This window comes from Dankookia sp. P2 (assembly GCF_050632255.1).
Classification (GTDB): domain Bacteria; phylum Pseudomonadota; class Alphaproteobacteria; order Acetobacterales; family Acetobacteraceae; genus Paracraurococcus.
This window is the reverse complement of the sequence record NZ_CP192581.1, coordinates 1,924,245-1,945,947: the sequence shown is the minus strand read 5'-3', so window position 1 is coordinate 1,945,947 and position 21,703 is coordinate 1,924,245. Positions and strand designations below refer to the sequence as shown.

Sequence of the window (21,703 nt, the reverse complement as noted above, 5' to 3'; positions counted from 1 at the left end):
TTCAACCAGCCTTCCCGCCCGGCTTGAAGGGGTGTTGCGCGGGGGCGGGTTCGGGCGGAAGGTTCGGGCCAGGAAACGCCTGGAAGCCGCAGCATGAGCGATTATGCCCCCGTTACCGATGCCAGCGCCTGGCGCGGCGCGGAGATTGCCAGCGATCCCGCCTGGATCGGCACCCTCGCGCCGGCCGAGGTCGAGGACCTCGCCGCCGCGCTCCGCCGCGTGCAGGCGCGGGGCATCCCGACCACCGCCATCACCCGTGCCGACTTCCCGCTGCCCGTCCTCGCCCCGCGCCTTGCAGCCTGGCTGGCGGAAGCCCGCAGCGGCCGCGGCTTCTTCGTGGTGCGCGGGCTGCCGGCCGGGCAGTTCGACGAGGCGGAGCGGGAAGCGATCTTCTGGGGCCTAGGGACGCATCTCGGCACCGCGGTCTCGCAGAACTCGCATGGCGAGATGCTGGGGCATGTCTTCGACCAGGGCCGCACCTATGGCTCGGCCAATACCCGGGGGTACCAGACCAAGGCGCGGCTCGACTTCCACACCGACCGCTGCGACTTGGTCGGGCTGCTCTGCCAGCGGCGGGCGAAGCAGGGCGGGCTGTCCTCGGTGGTCAGCACCATGGCGGTGCACAACGAGATCCTGCGGACCCGGCCGGACCTTCTGCCGATCCTCTACCGTGGCTTCCACTATTCCGAGCGCGAGGCGGCGGACAACCCGAATGGCGTGACGCCGCGGCCGATCCCGGTCTTCAGCCGGCACCAGGGCGCGCTCTCCTGCCGCTTCATCCGCAACCCGATCGAGACCGGCGCCGAGCGTCGCGGCGTGCCGCTGACCGCGGCCGAGCGGGAGGCGTTGAAGCTGATGTCGATGCTCTCGGCGCGGGAGGACATGCGGCTCGACATGATGCTCGAGCCCGGCGACATGCAGTTCTGCAACAACTACGTCACGACCCATTCCCGCACCGAGTTCGAGGACTGGGAGGAGCCGGCGCAGCGCCGGCTAATGGTGCGGCTCTGGCTGAGCTTCGACCAGCGCCGGCCGCTCGCGCCGGAATTCGGCGAGCATGACGGCATTCCTGCCCGCCTTGCACCAGAGACGGCGGTGCTGCCGGCTGGTCCGGTCGCCGCGGCGCAGCCGCGGCGTGGATCGGCCCAGCAAGCGTCCTGATGCGGCGGCGGACGCTCCTCGCCGCGGCGCTGGGGCCGCTCGCGGCGCGGGCCGAGGGTTTTCCCGCCCGGCCGCTGCGCATCATCGTGCCCTTCGCCCCCGGCGGCTCCGGCGACATCACCGCGCGGCTCGTGGCGAAATACATCGAGGACACCACGGGACAGCCCGTGGTGGTGGACAACCGCCCCGGCGCCAATGGCGTCATCGGCACCATGGCGGTGAGGCAGGCGACCGCGGACGGCTATACCTTGCTGCTGGCCACCACCAGCACGCATTCCGCCAACCCGAGCACCGTGCGCGACCTGCCCTACGATCCCGAGCGCGACTTCACCACGGTCGGCTTCTTCGGCTCGAACGGGTCCTACCTGCTGGTGCGGCCGGACAGTCCGTGGCGCGACGTGGCGGCGCTGGTTGCCGCGGCCAAGGCGAAGCCGGACGGCGTCTATTTCGGCCATTTCAATGCCTCCTCCCGCGTGCCGGGGGAGTTGCTCAACGTCATGGCCGGGACGCGGCTGCAAGGCGTGCCCTACCGCACCATCGGCGCCGCCTTTGCCGACCTGCTGGCCGGAAGGCTCGACCTGATCTTCGTCGATACCACGGCGGGCGACGCATACCTGCGGCAAGGCCAGCTGCGCGCGCTGGCGATCACCCGGCAGGGCCGCTGGGACCGCTGGCCCGACCTGCCCGCGCTGTCGGAGACCTGGCCCGACTTCGTCCTCACCGGCTTCCTCGGCATCGCCGTGCCGGCCGCAACGCCGGCGGAGGTGGCGCAGCGGCTGAACGCGCTGGTCAACGCCGCCATCCTGGCCGAACCGGCCCGCGGCCGGCTGGTCGAATTCGGCTTCGTGCCGGAAGCGCTCGACCTGCCGCGCATCGCGGAGCTCGTGCGGATCGAGCGGGAGAAGTGGGCCCGCTTCGTCAGGCTGGCCGGGATCGAGCCGGAATAGGCGCGCCGAGCTCGGCATTCGCCTCGCCCAGTGCCGGCGCGCCGGTGCGGATCGGCGGCCGGTCGCCGTCGAAGGAGACCGGCAGCGCGACGCCTTCCAGCGCATAGCCCGGCATCGGCTGCATGATGCCGAGCGCCTGGGTCTGCGGATGCGCCTTCACCGCGGCCAGGTCATGGATCGGCGAGCAGGGAATGCCGGCAGCCTCCAGCGCCTCGCTCCAGTCCTCGCTCGTCCGCTTCAGCATCTCCGCTTCCAACAGCGGCAGCAGGATCTCGCGGTGGGCGATGCGGTCGGCATTGGTCCTGAATCGCGGGTCGCTGCCCCATTCGGGATGGCCGAGCACCATCGCGGATCTGGCGAAGAGCCGGTCGTTGGCCGCGGCTACCACGATCTCGCCATCCTGCGTGTCGAAAGCCTGGAAGACGATCAGCTTCGGGTTGCCGCTGCGGTGGCGCGGCGGCTGCCGGCCGCTTTCGTTGAAGCCGGCGAAATGCTGCGCCATCCAGCCCAGCCCCGTCTCGAACAGCGAGGTATCGACGATGCAGCCGGCGCCCGTATGTCCGCGCAGCTGCAGCGCGGCGAGGCACCCCAGCGCCGCCCAGACCCCAGTGCCGAGGTCGAGCACCTGCATCCCCACGCGCGCCGGCGGCGCCTCGGCCGAGCCGTTGACGCTGAACATGCCGGCGAAGGCCTGCATGATCGGCTCGTAGCCCGGCCGCATGGCCAGCGGGCCCTTGGCGCCGAAGGCATGCAGCGAGCAGTAGATCAGCCGGGGATTCAGCGCCCGCAGCGCCTCGGCGCCCAGGCCGAACCCCTCCAGCGAGCCCGGCCGCATGTTCTGGATGAAGATGTCCTGCGTGGTCATGAAGTCGCGCAGCCAGGCCAGCCCCGCGGGGTCGCGCAGGTCGAGCGCGACGCTGCGCTTGTTGCGGTTCACCGCATGGAAGCTGCAGGCGATGCCGGCATGGAAGGGCGGGCCCCAGCCCCGCGCGTCGTCCCCCTCCGGGCGCTCGATCTTCACCACCTCGGCGCCGAGCATCCCGAGGATCTCGCTGGCATAAGGACCTGCCAGATTCTGGCCGATCTCGAGCACCTTCACGCCTTGCAGCGGCAACATGGGCGCGTATTCCTTCCGGATGTTTCGTGGCAGGCTCGCCCCGGCGGCAAGGGCGGTCAAGCCGCCGCGCGCCACCGGCAGGGGAGGGCAGCATGCGCACCAGCGTCTATTTCGTCACCAACCGGGCGCCCGGCCCGGCCGGGGCGCAGCCGGCGGAGGCTTTCGGCCCGCTGATGGTCGGCATGGAAAGCCGGGCGCTGTCCTGCGGCGTCGCCTTCGTCACCAACACCACGCCCGACCCGGCGACGCTCGGGCAGCGGCAGGTCGAGGAGGTCGCCGACGTGACGGCGGACATGTTCAGCGCCACGACGCTGGCCGACATCCTCGGCAGCGGCAAGAACCTGCTGTTCTTCGTGCATGGCTTCGCCAACAGCTTCGCGGACGCGATCACCCGCGCCGCCTTCAACCGCGAATGGTTCGCCGCCTCCGGCGTGCCGGGCGCCGACTGCACCGTCATCGCCTTCACCTGGCCCTCCGCGGGCCGCGTCGTGGACGGCCAGGACGTCGTCCCCGGTGCCGCCACCGTGCTGCTCTCGCTGCTCGGCTTCGCGCTGAGCCGGAAGCTGCGCAGCCCGCTGGCCAACCGCTACAAGCTGGACCAGAGCAATGCCCGCAGCTCCGGCCGCGACCTGGCGCGGACGCTCGACCGGCTGGCGCCGCTGGTGCGGCAGGTCCGCGCCCAGGGCCGCAAGGTCTTCCTGCTGGCGCACAGCATGGGGCATGTCGCGCTGGAAGGCGCCTTCGCCGGCTGGAACACCAGCGGGCAGAATCCGGAGATGCGCTTCGACCAGGCGGTGCTGGCCGCCGCCGACAGCGACTTCGCCTTCGCCGGCCATGCGCCGCCCTGGCTGGAGCAGATGCCGCGGCTTGCCGACCGCACCAGCGTCTATGTCAGCGCGGAGGACCAGATCCTCATGGTGAGCGAGGCGGTGAACAGCATCCAGCGGCTGGGCGAGAAGGGACCGCCGGACGCTGCCGCCCTGCCGGCGGACCGCTTCTGCCTCGTCGACTGCAGCGGCGTGCAGGACCGCGTGGCGGAGCAGGAGATCGACTTCACCCACCAGTACTACCGCCGCATCCCGGAGGTGCGCGACCACATCGCCGCGGCCTTCGCGGGAGAGCCGCGGCCGGGCCAGGTGGTGCTGGGGGGCTGACGCGCATGCTCAGCGCCGACACGCTGGCCGGTCGCCACATCCTCGTCACCGGCGGCGGCACCGGGCTCGGCCGCAGCATGGCGCGGCGCTTCGTCGAACTCGGCGCGCGGGTGACCATCTGCGGCAGGCGGGCGGAGGTGCTGGCCGCGGCGGCGGCCGAGCTCGGCCCCGCCGTGGCGGCCGAGCGCTGCGACGTGCGCGACCATGCTGCAGTGGAGGCGATGCTGGACCGAATATGGGCACGCGCGCCGCTCGACGTGCTGGTCAACAATGCGGCGGGCAATCTCCTGGCGCAGTCGCACCGACTCTCGCCGCGCGCCGTCGATGCGGTGCTCGACATCGTGCTGAAGGGCAGCACCTGGTGCACGCTGGGCGCCGGACGGCGCTGGATCGAGGCGGGGCGGGGCGGCACGGTGCTGTCGATCCTGACGCTCTCGGCGCTGCAGGGCGGCGCCTTCACCCTGCCTTCCGCCATGGCCAAGGCCGGCGTGCTGGCGATGACGAAATCGCTGGCGGTGGAATGGGGACCGAAGGGCATCCGCCTGGTGGCGATCGCACCGGGCAATTTCCCCACCCCGATGCCACTGCGCGGCTCAGGACCGAAGGCATGGGCGCCGTGGAGCGGGGCATCCCGCTGCGCCGCGTCGGCGAGCATGCCGAGCTTGCCGAGCTCGCCGCCTTCCTCGTCTCCGACATGGCCGCGTACATCACCGGGGAGGCGGTGGTGATCGACGGCGGCAAGCGCTACCTCGGCGGCGCGCGCTCGGGCAGCGACGCGATGCTCGACTGGAGCGATGCCGACTGGGCCGCCCATCGCGCGGGGCAGGGACGTTAACCGCGGCTTCAGTGCCGGCGCCGCATCCTCGATGGCCCGGAGAAGGCGCATGGAGGATGACGGACACCGATACCTTGGCCGAGGAGGCCCGTGAGACCCGGCTGCAAATCGCGCGGCATCTGGCGGATCTGCACCGGCTGCACCTCGCGCTGGCGCAGGACAGCCGGGCGCTGAAGCGCTTCACCCTGGCCGGGCGGCCGGGCCTCGAGATCGAGATCGCCGCCGGGCTGCTCGAGCAGTATCTCGGCGGCAGCGACGCCTTCCTTGAGAACATGCGCGGCCGGTTCGAAGCGCGGCTCGGCCTGCTGCGCCGCGGCGAGCCGCGGCAAGGCGCCGTGGCGGAGGATGTGCCGGGGCACGGCGCATTCTGGCTGTCCTTCTCCCGGCTCTGCGCCGTGCTGCGCCGCGCCGGAGGGCGGGGGTCAGCCGTAGCCGCGGCCGAGGCTCTCCTCCGTCGCCTTCCGCGCGGCGGGCTTGCCGCCGTCGTCCTGGCCCGGCAGGCCCTCGCTGGCGATGGCCGCTCCGGTCTCGCCGCCCTCGCCGGCCGGGGCGCGGGCCTGCAGGTCCTGCTGGCTGCCCTGCGGCTGCGCCTGCGCCTGCTGGCCGGAGGGTGCTGCCTCGCCCTCGGCGATGTGGAAGTCGAACTTGCCGTCGCGGGACTGCCAGGACTGCACCGTCAGCACCTGGCAGCCGCCCTGGCTCTCATGTGGGCCGTGCACCACACCGGCCGCCTGGGTCAGGAAGGCGCCCGGCGCCAGCGTCTCGCCGCGCTCGATCAGGTCGCCGGACAGGACATAGTGCATCTCCGGCCCCGCCTCGTGGAAATGCGCCGGGATGAAGCCGCCGGGCGGGATGTGGACGATGCTGGTGACGACGCCGCGCGAGGTGTCCTCGTTCAGGATCTGGATGCGGAAGTCGCCGCGCGACCCGGGTATTTCGAACTGCGTCGGCGCGACACCCTCCGCCGCCAGCTTCATCGGCTCCGCCATGCCTGCCTCCCGTGTGATCGGCGGGGCAACGCGGCGGGGCAACGGGCGGTTGCTAGAGCCTCGCCTCCCGGAACAGCCCGAGCTTCTCCTGCGCCGCGCGGTCTGAGTAGCCGAACAGCACCATCCGGCTGGCCGCCGCCAGCGTCAGAGCCTGCCAGGACGGCACGACGAGCACGTCGCGTTCCTCCAGCCGGTATTCCACCTCGCCGATGCGGGCCGTGCCATGGCCCTCGACCACCACCAGGATGGTGCCGTCGGTACTCCGGCGCGGCCGCGTCTCGAAGCCGGCCGGCAGGTGGCGGACATGCGCGGCGATGGTCGGCATGACCGGGCCGCCATCGGCCGGGTTGGTGAACTCCATGGCATGGCCGAGATGCGGGTCGGGCGCTTCCGCCGCCGCCAGGGCCAGCAAGCTCTCCCGCCATTCGGCATAGGGGTAGTGGAACAGCGGCTGGTGCGCCGGCCGGCGGTCGGCCGCGGTGCCGCGCATCGGCCGGAGATTGCGGCCGTAGCGTCGCATGCTGTCGCCGGCCGGGATGGTCTCGGAATGCGCCGGCTCGGCCAGCCGCTCGGCGAAGCTCGTCTCGTAGAAGCGGACGGTCGGGATATCGAGCCCGTCCAGCCAGATCATCGGAGCATCGCTGGCATTGCCGTGGTCGTGCCACTGCCAGTTCGGCGTCAGCACCAGGTCGAATGGCCGCATCACCGCCTTCTCCCCGTCCACCGCGGTGAAGGCGCCGTCGCCCTCCATGACGAAGCGGAGCGCGCTCTGGGTGTGGCGGTGGCAGGGCGCGACCTCCCCCGGCAGGATCAACTGCAGCCCGGCATAGAGGCTGGGGACGATGGCGGAGGTGCCGGGCAGGCCGGGGTTCTCCATGATCAGCACCCGGCGCTCGGCCTGCTCGGCGCTGATCAGGTCGCCGGCGCGCAGCAGCCAGTCCCGCGCCAGGCCATAGGACCAGCGATGCGGCCGGGCGGCGGAGCGCGGCGCGGGGGTGACGAGCGAGGCCAGCACCTCCCAAAGGGGATACAGGCTGTGCGGCCGCATCTCGGCATAAAGCGCCTGGAGCAGGGATTGCGGGTCGTTCGGCGCAGGGGTTGCGCTTGCGCTTCCGTCCATGGTTCGTCCCTCCGTCGCTGCTAGCATAGGCACCTGCCGCCATCACGGAAGGAAAGATCGCTTGGCTACTAATCCGCCGGCTGACTGCGCCTTCGGCCGCATCGCCCTGGTCCTGCAGGGGGCGGGGCGCTCGGCTCCTATCAGGCCGGCGTCTACGAGGCGATGCACGAGGCCGGGCTGGAGCCGGACTGGCTGGCCGGCGTCTCGATCGGTGCCATCAATGCGGCGCTGATTGCCGGGAACCGGCGGGAGGACCGGCTACCGCGCCTGCGCGAGTTCTGGGAGCGGATCACCCGGCGCAATCTCTGGCCCTTTGCGCCGGACGGCGATGATCTGCGCCGCGCCCGCAACCAGCAGAGCGCGTTGGCGACGCTTGGCCTCGGCACGCCGGGCTTCTTCCGGCCCAACCCGGTCAGTCCCTGGCTGGCGCCGCGCGGCTCGGCCGGGGCGACGGCCTTCTACGAAACGGCGCCGCTGCGGCAGACGCTGGAGGAGCTGGTGGACTGGTCGCTGCTGGACAGCCCCGGCGGGCATCCGCGGCTGGCGGTGGGTGCCGTCAACGTGATGACCGGCAACTTCCAGTATTTCGACAGCGCCGCGCTGCCCCTGGCGCCGGAGCACGTCATGGCCTCCGGCGCCCTGCCGCCCGGCCTCCCGGCGGTGCGAGATCGGCGGCGAGTGGTTCTGGGACGGCGGGCTGGTCTCCAACACCCCGCTGCAGCACCTGCTGGAGGACGAGCTGGACTGCCGCGACGCGCTGGTCTTCCAAGTGGACCTTTTCCCTGCCCGCGGCCCGCTGCCACGCGACATGGAGGAGGTGCTGGGGCGGGAGAAGGATATCCGCTACTCGTCCCGCACCCGGATGAACACCGATGCCTATACCCGGCTGCGGCGCTGGCAGCTGCGGCTGAAATCCGCGCTGGGCCGGGTGCCGGAGGCGGCGCTGACCGCGGAGGACCGGGCGATGCGGACCCGCCTGGCGCGGCTGCCGCGGCTGTCGATCCTGCAGATGGTCTACCAGGCCAAGGCCTATGAGGGGCAGGCGAAGGACTACGAATTCGGCCCGGAGACGATGCGGGAGCATTGGCAGAGCGGGCTCGAGGACACGCGGCGGACCCTTGCGCGGCCGGACTGGCGCGCGCTGCCGGCGGAGGATCCGGGCATCGTCACGCATGACATCCACCGGGAGTGACACCATCCGCGCCGGGGGCTTCCTTTGTGCGGCCGGTCGGGCTAGGAAGTGCCGCGTTGGACTCGTAGCTCAGCTGGATAGAGCGCTGCCCTCCGAAAGCGGCTCCTCCCTTCAGCAACCCTGTGATCCAGCAGCCTTGTTTTTTGGCGATCTCGTGAGAAAACACGAGATTGACCATTGAACAAAAATAAGTAATATCAGCACGTTAAGTGCAGCCTAAGTAGGGCTATGCACCCGTAGATCAGTTGGATAGATCGCCAGATTCCGAATCTGGAGGCCGCAGGTTCGAGTCCTGCCGGGTGCGCCATCTCCCCTTGACATTGTTGCGATATGAAGCCGGCTTGTCTTGGGTTTCTCTTCGTAGAAAATAATTGTTGACCTGCATGAATACGGAATCTGTTATGAACGTCGTGAGCGTTTGATTCGGATTCGTGTCTTTTTTCGCGGGGTAAACAATGGAGTCCGGCATCACTCCCCGTTGCGGCTGGTGTGGGTATGAAGTCTCAGCCGGTCAGGGTGAGGAACGAATGTGGCGGCGCGGCGGGATCGCCTCCATGATGACCATGTGTCCGACTTGCGTCGAAATCCGGAATGAGGGAGCGCGCGAGTTCGAAGAGGAAAACAAAGAGTGGCTTGAACTTCGCACACTTTTCCAACAGCGATTCAAGGGCGAAAAAGGCAACAAAAGGCTAGAGGACGGCGAGGTTGTCATTGAACGCAAATTTCGTAAACAGCTCTCGAATAGCCGCAAGACATCTAAATGGCTGATGGATTTCCATTTGACTAAGGATGGAAAAACGAAAATCGTTGCTGATCCTAGCGGGCCGAATCGGCGCAGCGATCCGAATCGAAACTGGGGCCTTGGGCGCGATTAGCAGTCGTAGGCTTGCGGTCAGCATTATGGGTAAAGTACTTTAAAGCAAGCCACAACAGAACCGTTTTAAAACGCGAAATTTGGCAACGCCATTCAAGATGGGCGTTTAGAGTTGACCGCTTTGCTGTGTCATCTGCATGCAGTTTTCGGTTTTTTCGTCGCGATTCAACACTTTTTGGCAGCTTTGGGATTTTCTAAGGGAGCATCACGTGAGCACTGGCGATAACAACCCCAGGGTTTTTGCACAGACCATAATGCTCGATGCTTGGAGGTCACCTTTCGACGGCAAACACGCGGAAGCTGACTTACATATTGATGTCGTGTTCGAGCCAAGGGGGCGAGTCGGAGGTCCAGGTGCGCCGGTTCGATTTAGATTATCATTAAAGCGGGCCGAGGTGCATGTCATTCGCGACCGTGTTGGTGTTTTAGAAATTAAACGCTCGACAGTTTTGAGGCAGGAAGAGTCAAAAATAAAAAGAAAAAGCGTTAATGAGCAGAAGACGCGCGCATCGGTTGCAGCCGATGTCGCGGTGGGGACGAAAAAACTCTTTATCCGCTAGCGGCAAGGTTGACACGGCCGTGACCATAACTGACAAAATCGAGAGTTCGGATGAGGTTTCTCCATTGGAAGTTACCCACTGGAGAACGTCGGATGGATACGCATTCCGTATAGCACCGAGGATCGCTGATCGCCTTCAGGGGCAGCCTTGGCCGGCTTCAGTTTCCGTCATGAAACTTCGAGACACCAAAGCCGGTCGAGCACGCGGTGAGCCGCCTGAAATGAGGATCGAAATACAATGCATGCGTGAAGACCTCATAATCGAAGACGTGGAGTTCACGTCCTCGAATATCATGAAATGGACAATGCTGCCCAGGACAAAGCAGGTAGCAGTAGAGCAGTATATAAAGGATGAGTTGGCTCGTACAAGTCTTTACTGCGGAGACCTTAGTGAGCCGTTTGCGAAGATCGTTTTAGGAGATGCAATGCCAAGTGTAGAGTCCAAATAAAAACCAATGGAACTCACGCGACTGCAGGCAATTGTCGATAGTGACAATGATGATTTGCGGCATTTAGCCGCGATTGCTGGTGGGGACCCTGCTACTTTTTACCGAGGTTCCGATTTTAATGGCGTCGATCTTCGCGGTATAGACCTTCGTGGCTTCAATTTAACAGGTGCTAGTTTTCGCGGCGCTCTCGTGAACAAAAAAACATTAGTCGATGACGCCTACATAAAGCAGCTAAAGATGGACACAGAAACTTTCAAAAAACTTCACGTCGACTTGGAAACCAAAGAAGATAATCTTTGGTTCGAGGTTGTGACGGAGCTTGCTCGGCGTCGCGGGAAAACGTCGCATGATATTATAAACAGGTACCTTAGCGAGGCATTCAAATTTTTCTGATTATTTTCTCTGGGCGTTAAACTCAAACGATATGGTGCGGTACTCTGGACATGGAGTTTTATTTACCATTGAGAAGCGAAAGATTGTCGTTTTGCTTGATATAGAAAACTACCGACATTCTACTTCGATAGCAAAGCGCGTCGGAATTACGCGAAGTCTACTATTGCTTCATCTGCTCCGGCTTATGTTTGACGATAGTGCTCGTAACAAATTTTACGACGAGATACGGAAATCGGGCCTTTTCTTCGGCGACAATCCGGCCGATGTTCGTGATGCTGAGAAGATATGGGCCAATTCAGTTTCTACCCGAACGGCGACGCTGAACAGGCTCCTCAATAATATTGGAAAAGATTTAATGACTTTCTAGAGAACTGGGGCGATCTATACGATTCGAGAATGCTCTCGCTGGAACTTCAGCGAGCAGCAATAGGTGACAGGTTATCACCTCCACCATTAGCGTCGGCAAGGCAGTTTGATAAGAGGCCGTTTTAAAAGGGCCTCCAAACACAATGGTAGGGCTAGATCGGCCCCAGCGGACACGAAGCCTGTGGTGGTCGGGCCGCTTCAAGCGGGCTCTAAGCGTTTGATTTTGCTTTTTTTCAAAGTCGTGCATTCTCACGATTTTATAAATATTTCTACCCTGCCTTCGAAGCGAAAGCAAATAAACAACATGTTGTGCTTGGCAGATGCCAGAACAAATATTTGTAGTGGTAAGTACTATCCAAGTGATAATAAAATAAAAAATCCCTCCGAAGGCAGAGGTCGAAGGTTCGAGATCCTTTCGAGTCCGCCAAGCCTTTCCAGTGAAACCGATAGCAGGCGGTCGGACGGTCCGGCGCCTTGGCCAGCAGCATCAGCCGCGTGGTCGCCTTCGATGGGCTCGCGATCGCCTGGTGCTGCGCCGGCTTCGTCAGTGGCTTCAGTCATTTCCTGCGGTGTAGACGCGCCCATCTGCCGCGCGCAGGCCATCGTCATCGACGAGGCAAGACAGCCTCATCGCCGTCGCCTGCCCTCGCAGGCGCATCCGCTTGTGCCGCAACAGCCAGTCGCCAATCGGTGCGTCCAAACGGCGCAGGGGCCCATATGCGCTCAGAGCGTACCCTTCGCCGCATGAGGTTCTGCGATCGGCGCCGTCCGGCCAGGAATGGAAAGCAGCGAGGCCCGGCAACGCAGCCGAGTGGGAAGGTGGCCCGCTTCCTCGAGTAGCCGGGCAACCCTCTCCCGGATCGCGGTCAGACAATTGCGTCAGGCGCGAAGGCGGATACCGCATCGTCCGCCAAGCGGACCGGGCGACCTGTTCCGTATGGCGACACGCGCCCGACCCGGGAAGGCCGGCACGGCCGCGGTGACCAGCCGACCTTGTCGGGGGGCGAGGGCGACCCTAGCGTCCGGGCCACGGATTGGGAGAAGCAGTCCATGGAGCGTCGCCATCTGCTTGGCGGTCTGGCAACCGTGCAAGTGGCCCTCGCGGCAGACCAGGCCGCGGCGCAGGCCCAGCCCGCCGCGCCTGCCGCGGCGAAAAACTACGTCCTCGTGCACGGTGCCTATGGCGGCGGCTGGATCTGGCGCGACGTCGCCGAGGGGCTGCGCCGCCAGGGGCACCGGGTCTGGACGCCAACCCAGACCGGGCTGGGGGAGCGCAGCCACCTGATGGCGCGCCAGATCACGGTCGAGACGCACATCCAGGACGTGGCGAACGTCATCGAGACCGAGGAGATCCACAACATCATCCTGGTTGGCCATTCCTATGGCGGCATGGCCGTGACCGGGGTCGCGGACCGCCTGACGGACCGCGTCCGCCACATCGTCTACCTCGATGCCCTGATCCCGGAGAATGGCGAGACGGCCTTCGACGTCCTGCCGCCGGGGCTGGAGGAGTCCCGCCGCAAGGTGGCGCGCGAACAGGGCGGCGGCGTCGCCCTGCCGGTGCCGGGGCCGGAAGCCTTTCCGATCCCCGACAGTCCCGGGAAGCAATGGTTCATGCGCCGGCTTCGGCCGCAGCCCATCGGCACCTATGAAAGCCCGGTGCGACTCGCGAAGCCGGCCGGGGCGGGGCTGCCGGTGACCTATGTCGCCTACACCAACCCGGCGCTCGCCGCGATCGAGCCGAGCCGGCAGCGCGCCCGCGGCAAGGCAGGGTGGCGCTACATCGACATGCCGGTGCCGCACGACGTCGAGATCCCGGCGCCGGAAAAGGTCGTCGAGTTGCTCGCGGGCATCGGCTGACCGGCGGACGAGGTTCAGGCGCGTCGATGTGGGGCGTGCCTGGAAGGATACGAGGCTCAAGGCAGCGCGCCTCGTCCGTGCGGGTGCGTGTCTCCCCGTCGTGCATCCCACCTGCTGCCCGCTCCGGTTCGTCGGCGTGGCTGCGCGCCCGCCTGACGGCCACGCAAACCCGCCGTCCTGCCCATTGCGCCGGAACCAGCTGCCCCGGGCCGCTTTCAGCCTAGCCCGCGCATCCGGGTGCCGCCCTGCAAACCGAGAAACGGTCCTGCGCCATGCACCGCATCCATGTCATCCATGAGAACCCGGCCTGGCTCCCGCCGCTGGCCGAAGCCTTAGAGCGGCGCGGGCTGCCCTGGGCGGAATGGGACCTGTCCGGCGGTGTCTTCGATCTCGCCGCCGCGCCGCCGGCAGGGATCTTCTACAACCGCATGAGCGCATCCTCGCACACGCGGGGCCACCGCTACGCCGCCGAAGCTCACCGCGGGGGTCTTGGCCTGGCTCACGCGCCATGGCAGGCGCGTGGTGAACGGGCCCCGCGCGCTCGACCTCGAGATCAGCAAGGTCCGGCAGTATGCGGCGCTGGAAGCCGCAGGCATCGCCGTCCCGCGCACGGTGGTGGCGCTCGGCGCGCCCGAGCGCATCCTGGCTGCGGCCCGGGCGCATTTCGCGGGGGATCCGCTGATCCTCAAGCCCAACCGCGGCGGAAAGGGATTGGGCGTCAGGCTGTTCCCGGACCTCGACGCATTGCAGGGCTACCTGCACGCCCTTCCGGATGACGAGCATCCTGCCGACGGGCTCTGGCTGCTGCAGGACTATGTTCGGGCCGAGCGCCCGGTCATCACGCGCGCGGAGTTCGTCGGCGGCCGGTTCCTCTACGCTGTCGAGGTGGACACCTCGACGGGCTTCGAGCTGTGTCCGGCCGATATCTGTGCCGTGGACGCCGGACCGGGCCCGGAGGCGGCGCCCGCCCCGCGGTTCCGCGTGCTTGAGGAAGGCATCGATCCCCAGCTTCGAAGCCGGCTGGAAGCCTTCCTGTCGGCCAACGGCACCGAGGTGGCCGGCATCGAGTTCATTCGCGGCAGCGACGGGCGGACGCTGGTCTACGACGTCAACACCAACACGAATTACAATCCCGACGCGGAAGCCAAGGCTGGGTTGGCCGGGACCGACCGGTCGGGTCCGGGGCCATCGCCGCCTTCCTCGGCGCGGAACTCGCCGCAGCTGCGACCTCGGCTAGCTAGGCCGCCCGTCGAGGCACCGGGCAGTCCAGCACGCGTGGTGCGTCGCGCGGCCTGAAGCATCCTGCCTCGCGCCGCCCCGCCTGGCGCAGCGGCGTTCCGACGTCACTGCGCCAGGGCCGCCGCGATCCACCCTGCGTGGTGCTCGCCAGCGGGCCTTCGTTGCCCGCCGCAGCGTCAGCCAGGCAGCGCCGGACCGCTGCCCGGCATCGCATCCGGCGGGACTTCGGCCTGATCCGCTGCCGCCGTATGCCGAAGGCCCTCCAGCGCGAGCCGCACCACCTCCGGGTCGGTGGTCTCCGCATGGACCACATAGGCGGGGTAGACGAATTCCGGGGCGCCCGGGACCAGCGCGAGACGGCCGCTTTCCAGATGCGGCCGGACCGCGCCCATGCGGAAATACCCGGAGCCTCCCGCGGCGAGGATGTAGCCCAGGCCAAGCGGGCCAAAGCCGACATGGATGGCCGGATCGGCCCGGCCGAGGCCCTTCGAAGGGGCGAAGTCCGGCCCCCAGTCCACATGCACGTAGGGTGGCGCATCGCCCTTGGCCCCGGGCGGGGAGGTCACCAGGACCAGCCTCTCCTCGGCCAGGAGCTCCACCGTGATGCCGGCCCGGTAGCGGGGGGCGTACAGCACCGCGAGGTCGAGGATGCCCTCGGCGACCTGGTGCATCAGTGTCTCGGACTGGCCGACTTGCGCACGCAGGGCAACCTCCGGCGCCGCGCGCCCCATCCAGAGCAGCCACCGCAGCAGCAGCGGGTCCCAGAGGCTGAGCTCCGCGCCGATCGCCAGGACCGCCCGCCGCCCCGGTGGCACCGCCACCTCGTGCCGCGCCCGCTCCCAGAGCTGCACCAGCGCCGGCGCATGCCGCAGGAAGCTCTCGCCGGCCGGCGTCAGCGAGGCGCCGGCCTTGTTGCGTACGAAGAGCGGCCGCCGGAGCTGCTCCTCCAGCGAGCGGATCCGCGCGCTAACGGCGGTCTGGCTCACATTCAGCCGCTCGGCGGCGCGGACGAAGCTGCCGGCCGAGACGATGGCGAGGAAGGTACGCGCCAGCTCGATGTCCATGGCCGCCCCCGACGTTCACTGCAGAATTCCTGCATTCATCCTACAATGAATCTCGTTTGTGTGCCGCCTGTCCCGCCCCCAGATCCCTTCGGCATATCTGGGTCGTCCCAAGGAGGCAGTGCATGACGGAGGGCGAACAGCCCCAGTTCCTGGACCTGGCCGTGGCGTTGCGGGACCGGCGCGAGCCCTATGTGCTGGCGACGGTGGTCGAGACCGCGGGCTCCGCCTCGGCCCGTCCGGGGTCCAAGGCACTGATCGGCCAGGACGGCACCTTGCTCGCCGGTTGGGTGGGCGGCGGCTGCGCGGAGTCCGCGGTGCGCCAGGCGGCGTTGGAATGCCTTCGCACCCGGCAGCCCCGCGTGGTGGAACTCGACCTCGACGACGAGGTGCTGGGCGTCGGCATGCCCTGCGGCGGCAGCATGCGCGTGTATGTCGAGCCGGTGCACCCGGCGCCGACGCTCTGGATCCTCGGCCATGGGCGGGTGGCGGAGTGCCTCTGCCGCTTCGGCGCCACGCTCGGCTTCCGGGTCGTGGTGGACGAGGCGCCGGCGCCGGACCGGGCCCGCTTCCCGGATGCGGCGGAGATCATCGACGGCGACTACGGCTACGAGCGGCTGCAGCCCCAGGCCGAGGATGCGGTGGTGATCGCCACGCAGCACAAGGGCGACCACATCTCCGCTGTCCGCGCGCTCCACTCCCCGCCGGCTATGTCGCGGTGATCGCCAGCCGCAAGCGGTCGCGGCTGGTCGCGGACTTCCTGCACGGGGAGGGATTCGCCGAGGCGGCGCTCGCCCGGTTGCGGGCGCCGGCCGGGCTCGATTTCGGGGCGCGGACACCGGAGGAGATCGCGCTGTCGGTGCTGGGCGAGATCGTCATGCTGCGCCGGGGCGGCACCGGCCGCCCCCGCTGCCACCACGCCGGGCCGCCGCGAGAGGCGGCGGCGGGCAGGGAACTGGTGGCCTGATCATGCGCCATGCGACGGCCATGCACCGTTCCGCGCAGACCGCTGGACAAAACCGAGGAGGCAGGGATGGGTGAAGCGAGCCCGCAGCGGCGTGCAAGGCCGCCGATCGCGCCGCCGGAGGAGGATCCCAACGTCGTCATCCTCTGCAGCTCGCCACCCTGCTTCATGCACGAGCTCGACCCGGCCTATCTCGGCTATCTCGGCCATGACGAGGTGCGGGCCTTGCTGGAGGCGCTGCTCGTGGCGAAGTGGTCCGGCACGGTGGTGGAGGAAGCCTGGGTGCGCGCCAGGCTGCGAGGTCACCTGGCCCGCCCGGGTGTCGCGCGGCCGCTCGGGCGCACGCATGCCCGGGGCGCGGCGGCCGTCGACGGCGCCCCTGCGGCAGGACCGGCCGATGGCGGGGAGGATCGCCTGGCTGCCCGGCTGCGCGCCGCCTTGCCCCGCCTGGCCGAGGATGCGCTGCGGCACGACCTCGCGGAGATCCTCAGGATGCTCGAGCGCGACCTGCGGCGCCATGGCCGCGCCGGCGGCTGACGGCGTGCAGGGCTGGGACGAGGTGCGGCGCTGGCGCAAGGCGCAGCGCGCGCGGCTTGTCGCGCAGCGTCTCGGCGCCGGACGCGCCGAGCGGGAAGGCTGGAGCGCCGCCATCACGGCCCGGCTGGAGGGGTTGCCGGTGCTGGCCGGCGCAGCGGGGACCGTCGGTTTTTACTGGCCCTTCAAGGGCGAATACGACCCGCGGCCCCTGGCCCGGCGGCTGCATGCCCGCGGCCTGCGCCTGGCGCTGCCGGTGGTGGTCGAGCGGGCGCGGCCGGTGGCCTTCCGAGCCTGGTGGCCTGGCATGCGCATGCGGCCCGGGGTCTGGGACATCCCCGTGCCGGACGAGGGCGACTGGGTCCGCCCCGAGGCCTTGCTGGTGCCGCTGCTCGGCTTCGACCCGCAGGGTTACCGGCTCGGCTATGGCGGCGGCTATTACGACCGGACCCTGGCCGCGGCGTCGCCGCCACCGCATGCCATCGGCGTCGGCTTCGAGATCGGGCGGCTGGAGAGCGTCCATCCGCAGCGGCACGACGTGCCGATGCACGCGATCGTCACCGAGCGGCAGGTCTTCCGGGGCGCGGCAGCCATGGCGGATGCGGCCTGTCCCGACCAAGCCGGCCAGGATGGAGACGCATGATGGGTGAGGGATGGTCGGGGGCGAAGCTGGATCGCCTGGGCCGCACCCTGCTGCAGACGGCGCCGGACGCCATCATCCTCGCGGACCGGGAGGGGGCGATCCGGTTCTGGAACGCCGGCGCGGAGCGCCTGTTCGGCTACGCCGCTGCGGAGGCCCTCGGCCGCCCGCTCGACATCATCGTCCCCGAGCCGCAGCGTGCGCGGCACTGGGCCGGGTTCGATCGGGTCATGCAGACGGGCGAGAGCCGCTATGGTGCGGGCGAGGTGCTCGCCGTGCCCGGCCTCCGCAAGGACGGCAGCCGGGTCTCGCTGGAATTCACCATCGTGCCCCTGCGCGACTCGGCAGGCCGCATGGAGGGCATGGCCGCGATCCTGCGCGACGTGACGCAGCGTTTCGAGGAACTGCGTGCATTGAGGCGACAGGTCGCCGTGCGGCGTTTGCCGTCCTAGCTCGCGATCGTCCTGCGTGAGAAGGCGCAGGGCGAAGCAGCTTCAGCGGCGGCGCCGCCTCGGTGCTGGGACGCAAGCAGTGGCCGGAGCTGACACGAAGGTACCGGCCGGATGTCGCCGCGCTGCTCGCCGCCGCTTGGCTCAGCTTTCGGCCACAGCATCCACCGCGAGGGAGAGCCGCGTCAGGAAGCTGCGGACGGCCGCGGCGCCCTGCCCGGCACGGTCGTTGCCCAGGACGGGATGGCCGATGCCGGGGAGCAGCACGAACTCGGCCGGGCCGCCTGCTGCCGCGGCAACCCGTCGGCCATGCTCGGGCGGGATGAGGTCATCCGCCTCTCCATGCACGACCAGCATCGGCGCGCGAACCGCAGGCAGGCAGGAGAGGGTATCGAAGGGGTGGCGCAGCAGCGTGCGGGCCGGCAGCCAGCGGTACATCGCGGCGGCCAGATCGGCGACCGAGGTGTAGGGCGCATCCAGCACGACCGCGCGTACCGGCTGCTCCATCGCCATCCGCACGGCCACGCCTGAGCCGATGCTCTCGCCGCAGAGGATTGGCGATGGGTCCTGCCAGGTGGTGGCGACCCATCCCAGATAGGCCCGTGCATCCCGCAGGAAGCCGGCCTCGGACGGACAGCCCGGATTGCCGGCATAGCCGCGGTACTCCGCCAGGATCACGCCGTAGCCGGCTGCCGCGAAGGGCGCGAGCGCCGGCGCGCGGTCTGCTGCATTGCCGGCATTGCCGTGGAAGAGCAGCAGCGTGGGCATGCCGGGCAGCGGCTGGGCGGCCCAGAATGCGAGGTCGAGGCCGTCGCGCGTCCTGAGCCGGGCCTGCCGGAACCGGACCGCGGCGAGGTCTGCCGGTATGTCGCCGAGTGGCCGTGCGTCAGGCCGGAAGATGAGTCGCTCCTGCCGGCCCCAGACGGCGGCGACGGCGCAGAGCCAGAGCACCGCGGCGACCAGGGCGAGGGCAAGCACGCCATCCAGCAGCGAGCGGGGACCAAGGGTGGAGAGTGCATCGGACGGCACGCGGGCGGGCCTCCTGCCCGCGGGCTCATGCGGCGGCTGTCGCCAGCGCGACGGCTTGCCGGCCGGTGCGCCTGCGCGGGCTGGCGGCGACACCGGGCTAAGCATCAACGAAGCTCGCGCTCAGCCGTTCTGGCTATGCAAATGCTTTTGATGCGCATGGAGCACGTGCAGGTCTCGCGCCGATTCGCGCGTCATCCTGCGCTCGCCCGATCCAGGATGCCGGTGAGTGTCATCGCGTCGGCCGCGGCGGCGCCTTCGGCAGTGTTGTCGAAGATGCACCACGCCTCGCCACCGCCCTGCGCCAGTTGCCGCGCAAGCAGGTCGAGCGCGTCACGCGGATAGGCGGAGTAGTACATCCGCGGTGATCCGTGCAGGCGATGGTAGCGCAGCCCCGGCCAGCCGCCCGGCACGCCGGCGCGCGCCACCACGGCCGGGTCGGCCGCGACGCGGGCGATGCGGAACTGCGTGAGCAGTTGATCGACCTCGTCGGTGAACCAGCTTCGGTGCCGTGGCTCGCAGGCGATGGCGCCGTCGAAGCGCACTCGAAAATCCAGGAAGAAGCCGGCGAGGTCGGGCTTGAAGGCCAAGCCGGGCGGCAATTGCACCAAAATCGGACCAAGCGTCACGCCGAGGGCTCCGGCCTCATCGAGAAAGCGCGTGAGCGGCTCCGTCGCCCCTGCCAGCCGCCGGATATGGGTGATCTCCTTCGGCATCTTCACCGCGAAGCGGAAATGCGCGGGCACGCTCGCGGCCCAGCGCGCATAGGTGGCGGGGCGATGCGGCCGGTAGAAGGAGCTGTTGATCTCGACCGCCGGGAAGCGGCGGCTGTAGCGCTCGAGATGGCTGCCCTCGCGTGGGAAGGCGACGGCATGCTGCGCCGGTATGCTCCAGCCTGCCGTGCCGATCATCGCGCTGCTCATGCCGGTGCCTGACGCGGCTTGGGCAGCGGCAGGGCGACCTGTTCGAGATCGGTCCGGGAATCCCACCGGCGCAGCAGCCCTGGCGCCGCGCTGACGGTGAAGCGCTTCGGGACAGCCTCGCGCCAGACGAGCGGGATGAAGACCGTCGCGCTCGCCGCCTGCTTCCGCACCACGAGGCGTGGGGCAGGCGCCGCTCCGCCGCGCCGTTCGGCTATCGGTCGTGCCCGGCGGCGTGGCAGCCCGGGGAGGTCGCGCTTTGCGCGGTACCGGTCGAGGAAGTTCCGCTCTGGCATGGCGGCGCAGCAACGCCACCGCGACGGCGAGGTTTGTCGAGCCGGCGCGGGGCAGGCCCGCCGCCCCGGGCGCCCCGCCGTCAGGTCTTGACGAAGGGGCAGCCGCCCTCGCTCAGCGGACGGAAGGCCTGGTCCGGCGGCACGGTCGCCAGCAGCTTCAGGACGTCGTGCCGCTCCCGGCTTTCGGCCGGCGTCTTCACCTGCATCAGATAGGCCGGGTGCAGCTTGCGGCCATCCTCGCGGATCCGACCGGGGCCGAAGCAGTCGTCATCCGTCGGCATGGCCTTCATCCGCGCGATCACCGCCGCACCATCGGCCCTGGCGGCGGCCACACCCATGTCGGCCACGGCCTTCAGGTAGTGCAGGGTCTGCGCGTAGATGCCGGCATTGGCCATGTTGGGCCAGAGCTCCGGCGATTTCGGCTTCACCCGCGCATTGAAGGCACGGGTGCGGTCATTGAGATCCCAGTAATAGGCCTGGGTGGTGATGAGGTTCTGGGCGACCTCCAGCCCCAGTACGCGCACGTCGGTGTCGTAGGTCAGCAGGCTGACGATGGTCATGCTGCGGTTCAGGCCGAACTCGTGCGCCTGCTTGATGCAGTTCTGCAGATCGGCCCCGGCATTGCCGAGCGCGAGGACCTTGGCGCCGGATGACTTGGCGCGGACCAGCATGGAGGAGAAGTCGGTGGTGGTGGGGAAGGGGTAGAAGGTGCTGCCGAGCACCTTGCCGCCGGTCGCCTCGACCACGGAGGAGGCATCCTTCACCGCTGCTGGCCGAAGGAGTAGTCGGCCGCTACGAAGTACCAGCTGGCTCCGCCGCGCTGCACGACGGCCGAGCCGCTGGAGCGCGCCAGCATGTAGGTGTCCCAGGTCCAGTGGATGTGGTTGGGCGAGCACTGCCGTCCCGTCAGCTCCGTCGTGCCGGGGCCCGAGAGGAGCAAGGGCTTGTTCTTCTCCCGCGCCACGGCCGCGACGGCGAGCGAGGTGGCGGAGGTGTTCACGTCCAGCAGGGCGTCGACGCCTTCGCGGTCGAACCATTGCCGGGCGATGGTGACGGCGTTGTCGGCCTTGTCGAAATGCTGGCCGAGCAGGATCTCCACATCCCAGCCGCGGCCGGCAACGTCGAAATCCTCAAGCGCCTGCTGGGCGCAGGCCATGGAGGGGCGGTTCAGATCGGCGTAAGGGCCGGCGAGGTCGGTGATGATGCCAAGCTTCAGCTTCGGCCGCGCGCCGCCGCCTGTCTGGGCCCAGCTCCGGGTGGTGCTGCCGCTCGCCATGGCGCCGACGGACGCGCCGAGAGCCTGGCGCCTGGATATGGCCATGCTGGATTCCCCTCGTGGTGTTCTGACTTGGACGCAAAAGCGTAAGGGTGCCTGCCTCAGGCAGGCAAGCCGCCGGCCGGAGCCGTGCAGCCCGCCGACACGGGAACGGGCCTCGATGCTTCCTGCCGCCATGGCGTCGGACAGCAACGAGGCTGTCGTGAAGAGCGTCCGTGTCCATTCCATCCGCATGGACTGCTCATGCGGGACCGGTGGCCTTGCCGGCGGCTTGGCCACGCG

Annotated in this window: 24 protein-coding genes, 1 tRNA gene and 2 pseudogenes; 18 read left to right on the top strand and 9 right to left on the bottom strand. The window is 68.4% G+C overall.

Going from position 1 to position 21,703, the window contains the following annotated elements; translation table 11 throughout:
- The first annotated feature begins 93 nt into the window (after positions 1-93).
- Both ACQ86J_RS11535 and ACQ86J_RS11530 read left to right on the top strand, forming a co-directional pair.
- Positions 94-1,161, top strand: a complete 1,068-nt coding sequence (locus ACQ86J_RS11535) for a TauD/TfdA family dioxygenase (RefSeq protein WP_431271215.1) — start codon at positions 94-96, stop codon at positions 1,159-1,161.
- Positions 1,161-2,108, top strand: coding sequence for a Bug family tripartite tricarboxylate transporter substrate binding protein (locus ACQ86J_RS11530; protein WP_431271214.1), 948 nt, complete (start codon positions 1,161-1,163; stop codon positions 2,106-2,108). Before ACQ86J_RS11535 ends, ACQ86J_RS11530 begins: the two co-directional genes overlap by 1 nt.
- Here ACQ86J_RS11530 and ACQ86J_RS11525 read toward each other — a convergent pair.
- The gene (locus tag ACQ86J_RS11525; RefSeq protein WP_431271213.1) at positions 2,080-3,225 is read right to left on the bottom strand and encodes a CaiB/BaiF CoA transferase family protein; all 1,146 of its coding nucleotides are present in this window, start codon (positions 3,223-3,225) and stop codon (positions 2,080-2,082) included. The two genes, ACQ86J_RS11530 and ACQ86J_RS11525, sit on opposite strands and share 29 nt — an antisense overlap.
- A gap of 92 nt (positions 3,226-3,317) precedes the next feature.
- Here ACQ86J_RS11525 and ACQ86J_RS11520 point away from each other — a divergent pair, with 92 nt between their 5' ends.
- The 3 genes from ACQ86J_RS11520 to ACQ86J_RS11510 are packed head-to-tail and all read left to right on the top strand — an operon-like array spanning position 3,318 to position 5,214.
- Positions 3,318-4,379 carry an alpha/beta fold hydrolase gene (locus ACQ86J_RS11520; RefSeq protein WP_431271212.1) on the top strand — a complete coding sequence of 354 codons (1,062 nt, stop codon included), beginning with the start codon at positions 3,318-3,320 and terminating at the stop codon, positions 4,377-4,379.
- Positions 4,380-4,384: 5 nt separating this feature from the next.
- Positions 4,385-5,107: an SDR family NAD(P)-dependent oxidoreductase gene (locus ACQ86J_RS11515; protein ID WP_431271211.1), complete on the top strand. Its 723-nt coding sequence runs from the start codon at positions 4,385-4,387 to the stop codon at positions 5,105-5,107.
- Positions 5,008-5,214, top strand: coding sequence for an SDR family oxidoreductase (locus ACQ86J_RS11510; RefSeq protein WP_431272376.1), 207 nt, complete (start codon positions 5,008-5,010; stop codon positions 5,212-5,214). The genes ACQ86J_RS11515 and ACQ86J_RS11510 overlap by 100 nt, the downstream gene beginning before the upstream one ends.
- A gap of 8 nt (positions 5,215-5,222) precedes the next feature.
- Here ACQ86J_RS11510 and ACQ86J_RS11505 read toward each other — a convergent pair whose 3' ends face one another.
- The 3 genes from ACQ86J_RS11505 to gtdA form a co-directional block, all read right to left on the bottom strand.
- Positions 5,223-5,573 (bottom strand): hypothetical protein, encoded by a 351-nt coding sequence (locus ACQ86J_RS11505; protein ID WP_431271210.1) that lies wholly within the window; start codon positions 5,571-5,573, stop codon positions 5,223-5,225.
- Between the two features lie 63 nt (positions 5,574-5,636).
- Entirely contained in the window at positions 5,637-6,203 is a 567-nt protein-coding gene (locus ACQ86J_RS11500) for a cupin domain-containing protein (protein WP_431271209.1), read from the bottom strand.
- Between the two features lie 52 nt (positions 6,204-6,255).
- Complete coding sequence (gene gtdA / locus ACQ86J_RS11495; protein WP_431271208.1) at positions 6,256-7,323, bottom strand: gentisate 1,2-dioxygenase; 1,068 nt, start codon at positions 7,321-7,323, stop codon at positions 6,256-6,258.
- Positions 7,324-7,485: 162 nt separating this feature from the next.
- On the opposite strand from gtdA, the pseudogene ACQ86J_RS11490 reads away from it, so the two are divergent.
- The 8 genes and pseudogenes from ACQ86J_RS11490 to ACQ86J_RS11455 all read left to right on the top strand — a co-directional run.
- A pseudogene (locus tag ACQ86J_RS11490) lies at positions 7,486-7,929 on the top strand (patatin-like phospholipase family protein); the annotation flags it as partial.
- Between the two features lie 202 nt (positions 7,930-8,131).
- Positions 8,132-8,515, top strand: a complete 384-nt coding sequence (locus ACQ86J_RS11485) for a DUF3734 domain-containing protein (RefSeq protein ID WP_431271207.1) — start codon at positions 8,132-8,134, stop codon at positions 8,513-8,515.
- 230 nt (positions 8,516-8,745) lie between these two features.
- A tRNA-Arg gene (locus tag ACQ86J_RS11480) sits at positions 8,746-8,822 on the top strand.
- Between the two features lie 220 nt (positions 8,823-9,042).
- The gene (locus ACQ86J_RS11475; protein ID WP_431271206.1) at positions 9,043-9,390 is read left to right on the top strand and encodes a hypothetical protein; all 348 of its coding nucleotides are present in this window, start codon (positions 9,043-9,045) and stop codon (positions 9,388-9,390) included.
- A 208-nt stretch (positions 9,391-9,598) separates the two neighbouring features.
- The gene (locus ACQ86J_RS11470; RefSeq protein ID WP_431271205.1) at positions 9,599-9,949 is read left to right on the top strand and encodes a hypothetical protein; all 351 of its coding nucleotides are present in this window, start codon (positions 9,599-9,601) and stop codon (positions 9,947-9,949) included.
- Positions 9,950-10,403: 454 nt separating this feature from the next.
- Entirely contained in the window at positions 10,404-10,790 is a 387-nt protein-coding gene (locus ACQ86J_RS11465) for a pentapeptide repeat-containing protein (RefSeq protein WP_431271204.1), read from the top strand.
- Between the two features lie 1,452 nt (positions 10,791-12,242).
- Complete coding sequence (locus tag ACQ86J_RS11460) at positions 12,243-13,016, top strand: alpha/beta fold hydrolase (protein ID WP_431271203.1); 774 nt, start codon at positions 12,243-12,245, stop codon at positions 13,014-13,016.
- Positions 13,017-13,538: 522 nt separating this feature from the next.
- Positions 13,539-14,312, top strand: coding sequence for an ATP-grasp domain-containing protein (locus ACQ86J_RS11455; protein WP_431271202.1), 774 nt, complete (start codon positions 13,539-13,541; stop codon positions 14,310-14,312).
- A gap of 119 nt (positions 14,313-14,431) precedes the next feature.
- Here ACQ86J_RS11455 and ACQ86J_RS11450 read toward each other — a convergent pair whose 3' ends face one another.
- Positions 14,432-15,319, bottom strand: a complete 888-nt coding sequence (locus ACQ86J_RS11450; protein WP_431271201.1) for a LysR family transcriptional regulator — start codon at positions 15,317-15,319, stop codon at positions 14,432-14,434.
- 122 nt (positions 15,320-15,441) lie between these two features.
- Between ACQ86J_RS11450 and ACQ86J_RS11445 the strand changes: the two genes are divergently transcribed.
- The 5 genes from ACQ86J_RS11445 (at position 15,442) to ACQ86J_RS11425 (ending at position 17,906) form a co-directional block, all read left to right on the top strand.
- Complete coding sequence (locus tag ACQ86J_RS11445; RefSeq protein WP_431271200.1) at positions 15,442-16,038, top strand: XdhC family protein; 597 nt, start codon at positions 15,442-15,444, stop codon at positions 16,036-16,038.
- Complete coding sequence (locus tag ACQ86J_RS11440) at positions 16,035-16,283, top strand: XdhC family protein (RefSeq protein ID WP_431271199.1); 249 nt, start codon at positions 16,035-16,037, stop codon at positions 16,281-16,283. The genes ACQ86J_RS11445 and ACQ86J_RS11440 overlap by 4 nt, the downstream gene beginning before the upstream one ends.
- 66 nt (positions 16,284-16,349) lie before the next feature.
- Positions 16,350-16,817 carry a hypothetical protein gene (locus ACQ86J_RS11435; protein WP_431271198.1) on the top strand — a complete coding sequence of 156 codons (468 nt, stop codon included), beginning with the start codon at positions 16,350-16,352 and terminating at the stop codon, positions 16,815-16,817.
- Entirely contained in the window at positions 16,798-17,457 is a 660-nt protein-coding gene (locus ACQ86J_RS11430; RefSeq protein WP_431271197.1) for a 5-formyltetrahydrofolate cyclo-ligase, read from the top strand. The genes ACQ86J_RS11435 and ACQ86J_RS11430 overlap by 20 nt, the downstream gene beginning before the upstream one ends.
- A complete protein-coding gene (locus ACQ86J_RS11425; protein ID WP_431271196.1) occupies positions 17,454-17,906 on the top strand; it encodes a PAS domain S-box protein in 453 nt (150 codons plus the stop codon). The genes ACQ86J_RS11430 and ACQ86J_RS11425 overlap by 4 nt, the downstream gene beginning before the upstream one ends.
- Before the next feature lie 141 nt (positions 17,907-18,047).
- Here the strand turns inward: ACQ86J_RS11425 and ACQ86J_RS11420 are convergent, their stop codons facing one another.
- The 4 genes and pseudogenes from ACQ86J_RS11420 to ACQ86J_RS11405 all read right to left on the bottom strand — a co-directional run bounded on the left by ACQ86J_RS11420 (position 18,048) and on the right by ACQ86J_RS11405 (position 21,301).
- The gene (locus ACQ86J_RS11420) at positions 18,048-18,932 is read right to left on the bottom strand and encodes an alpha/beta hydrolase (RefSeq protein ID WP_431271195.1); all 885 of its coding nucleotides are present in this window, start codon (positions 18,930-18,932) and stop codon (positions 18,048-18,050) included.
- A 191-nt stretch (positions 18,933-19,123) separates the two neighbouring features.
- A complete protein-coding gene (locus ACQ86J_RS11415; RefSeq protein ID WP_431271194.1) occupies positions 19,124-19,840 on the bottom strand; it encodes a DUF72 domain-containing protein in 717 nt (238 codons plus the stop codon).
- 8 nt (positions 19,841-19,848) lie between these two features.
- Positions 19,849-20,022: a hypothetical protein gene (locus ACQ86J_RS11410; protein ID WP_431271193.1), complete on the bottom strand. Its 174-nt coding sequence runs from the start codon at positions 20,020-20,022 to the stop codon at positions 19,849-19,851.
- Positions 20,023-20,225: 203 nt separating this feature from the next.
- Positions 20,226-21,301 (bottom strand): annotated as a pseudogene (locus ACQ86J_RS11405) (ABC transporter substrate-binding protein).
- Between the last annotated feature and the right edge of the window lie 402 nt (positions 21,302-21,703).

Bases quoted from the DNA above. Each gene is read 5' to 3' on its own strand.
- ACQ86J_RS11535 (WP_431271215.1), top strand. From the start codon at position 94: ATGAGCGATTATGCCCCCGTTACCGATGCCAGCGCCTGGCGCGGCGCG.
- ACQ86J_RS11530 (WP_431271214.1), top strand. From the start codon at position 1,161: ATGCGGCGGCGGACGCTCCTCGCCGCGGCGCTGGGGCCGCTCGCGGCG.
- ACQ86J_RS11525 (WP_431271213.1), bottom strand. From the start codon at position 3,225: ATGTTGCCGCTGCAAGGCGTGAAGGTGCTCGAGATCGGCCAGAATCTG.
- ACQ86J_RS11520 (WP_431271212.1), top strand. From the start codon at position 3,318: ATGCGCACCAGCGTCTATTTCGTCACCAACCGGGCGCCCGGCCCGGCC.
- ACQ86J_RS11515 (WP_431271211.1), top strand. From the start codon at position 4,385: ATGCTCAGCGCCGACACGCTGGCCGGTCGCCACATCCTCGTCACCGGC.
- ACQ86J_RS11500 (WP_431271209.1), bottom strand. From the start codon at position 6,203: ATGGCGGAGCCGATGAAGCTGGCGGCGGAGGGTGTCGCGCCGACGCAG.
- gtdA (WP_431271208.1), bottom strand. From the start codon at position 7,323: ATGGACGGAAGCGCAAGCGCAACCCCTGCGCCGAACGACCCGCAATCC.
- ACQ86J_RS11485 (WP_431271207.1), top strand. From the start codon at position 8,132: ATGGAGGAGGTGCTGGGGCGGGAGAAGGATATCCGCTACTCGTCCCGC.
- ACQ86J_RS11475 (WP_431271206.1), top strand. From the start codon at position 9,043: ATGTGGCGGCGCGGCGGGATCGCCTCCATGATGACCATGTGTCCGACT.
- ACQ86J_RS11465 (WP_431271204.1), top strand. From the start codon at position 10,404: ATGGAACTCACGCGACTGCAGGCAATTGTCGATAGTGACAATGATGAT.
- ACQ86J_RS11450 (WP_431271201.1), bottom strand. From the start codon at position 15,319: ATGGACATCGAGCTGGCGCGTACCTTCCTCGCCATCGTCTCGGCCGGC.
- ACQ86J_RS11445 (WP_431271200.1), top strand. From the start codon at position 15,442: ATGACGGAGGGCGAACAGCCCCAGTTCCTGGACCTGGCCGTGGCGTTG.
- ACQ86J_RS11435 (WP_431271198.1), top strand. From the start codon at position 16,350: ATGGGTGAAGCGAGCCCGCAGCGGCGTGCAAGGCCGCCGATCGCGCCG.
- ACQ86J_RS11430 (WP_431271197.1), top strand. From the start codon at position 16,798: ATGGCCGCGCCGGCGGCTGACGGCGTGCAGGGCTGGGACGAGGTGCGG.
- ACQ86J_RS11425 (WP_431271196.1), top strand. From the start codon at position 17,454: ATGATGGGTGAGGGATGGTCGGGGGCGAAGCTGGATCGCCTGGGCCGC.
- ACQ86J_RS11415 (WP_431271194.1), bottom strand. From the start codon at position 19,840: ATGATCGGCACGGCAGGCTGGAGCATACCGGCGCAGCATGCCGTCGCC.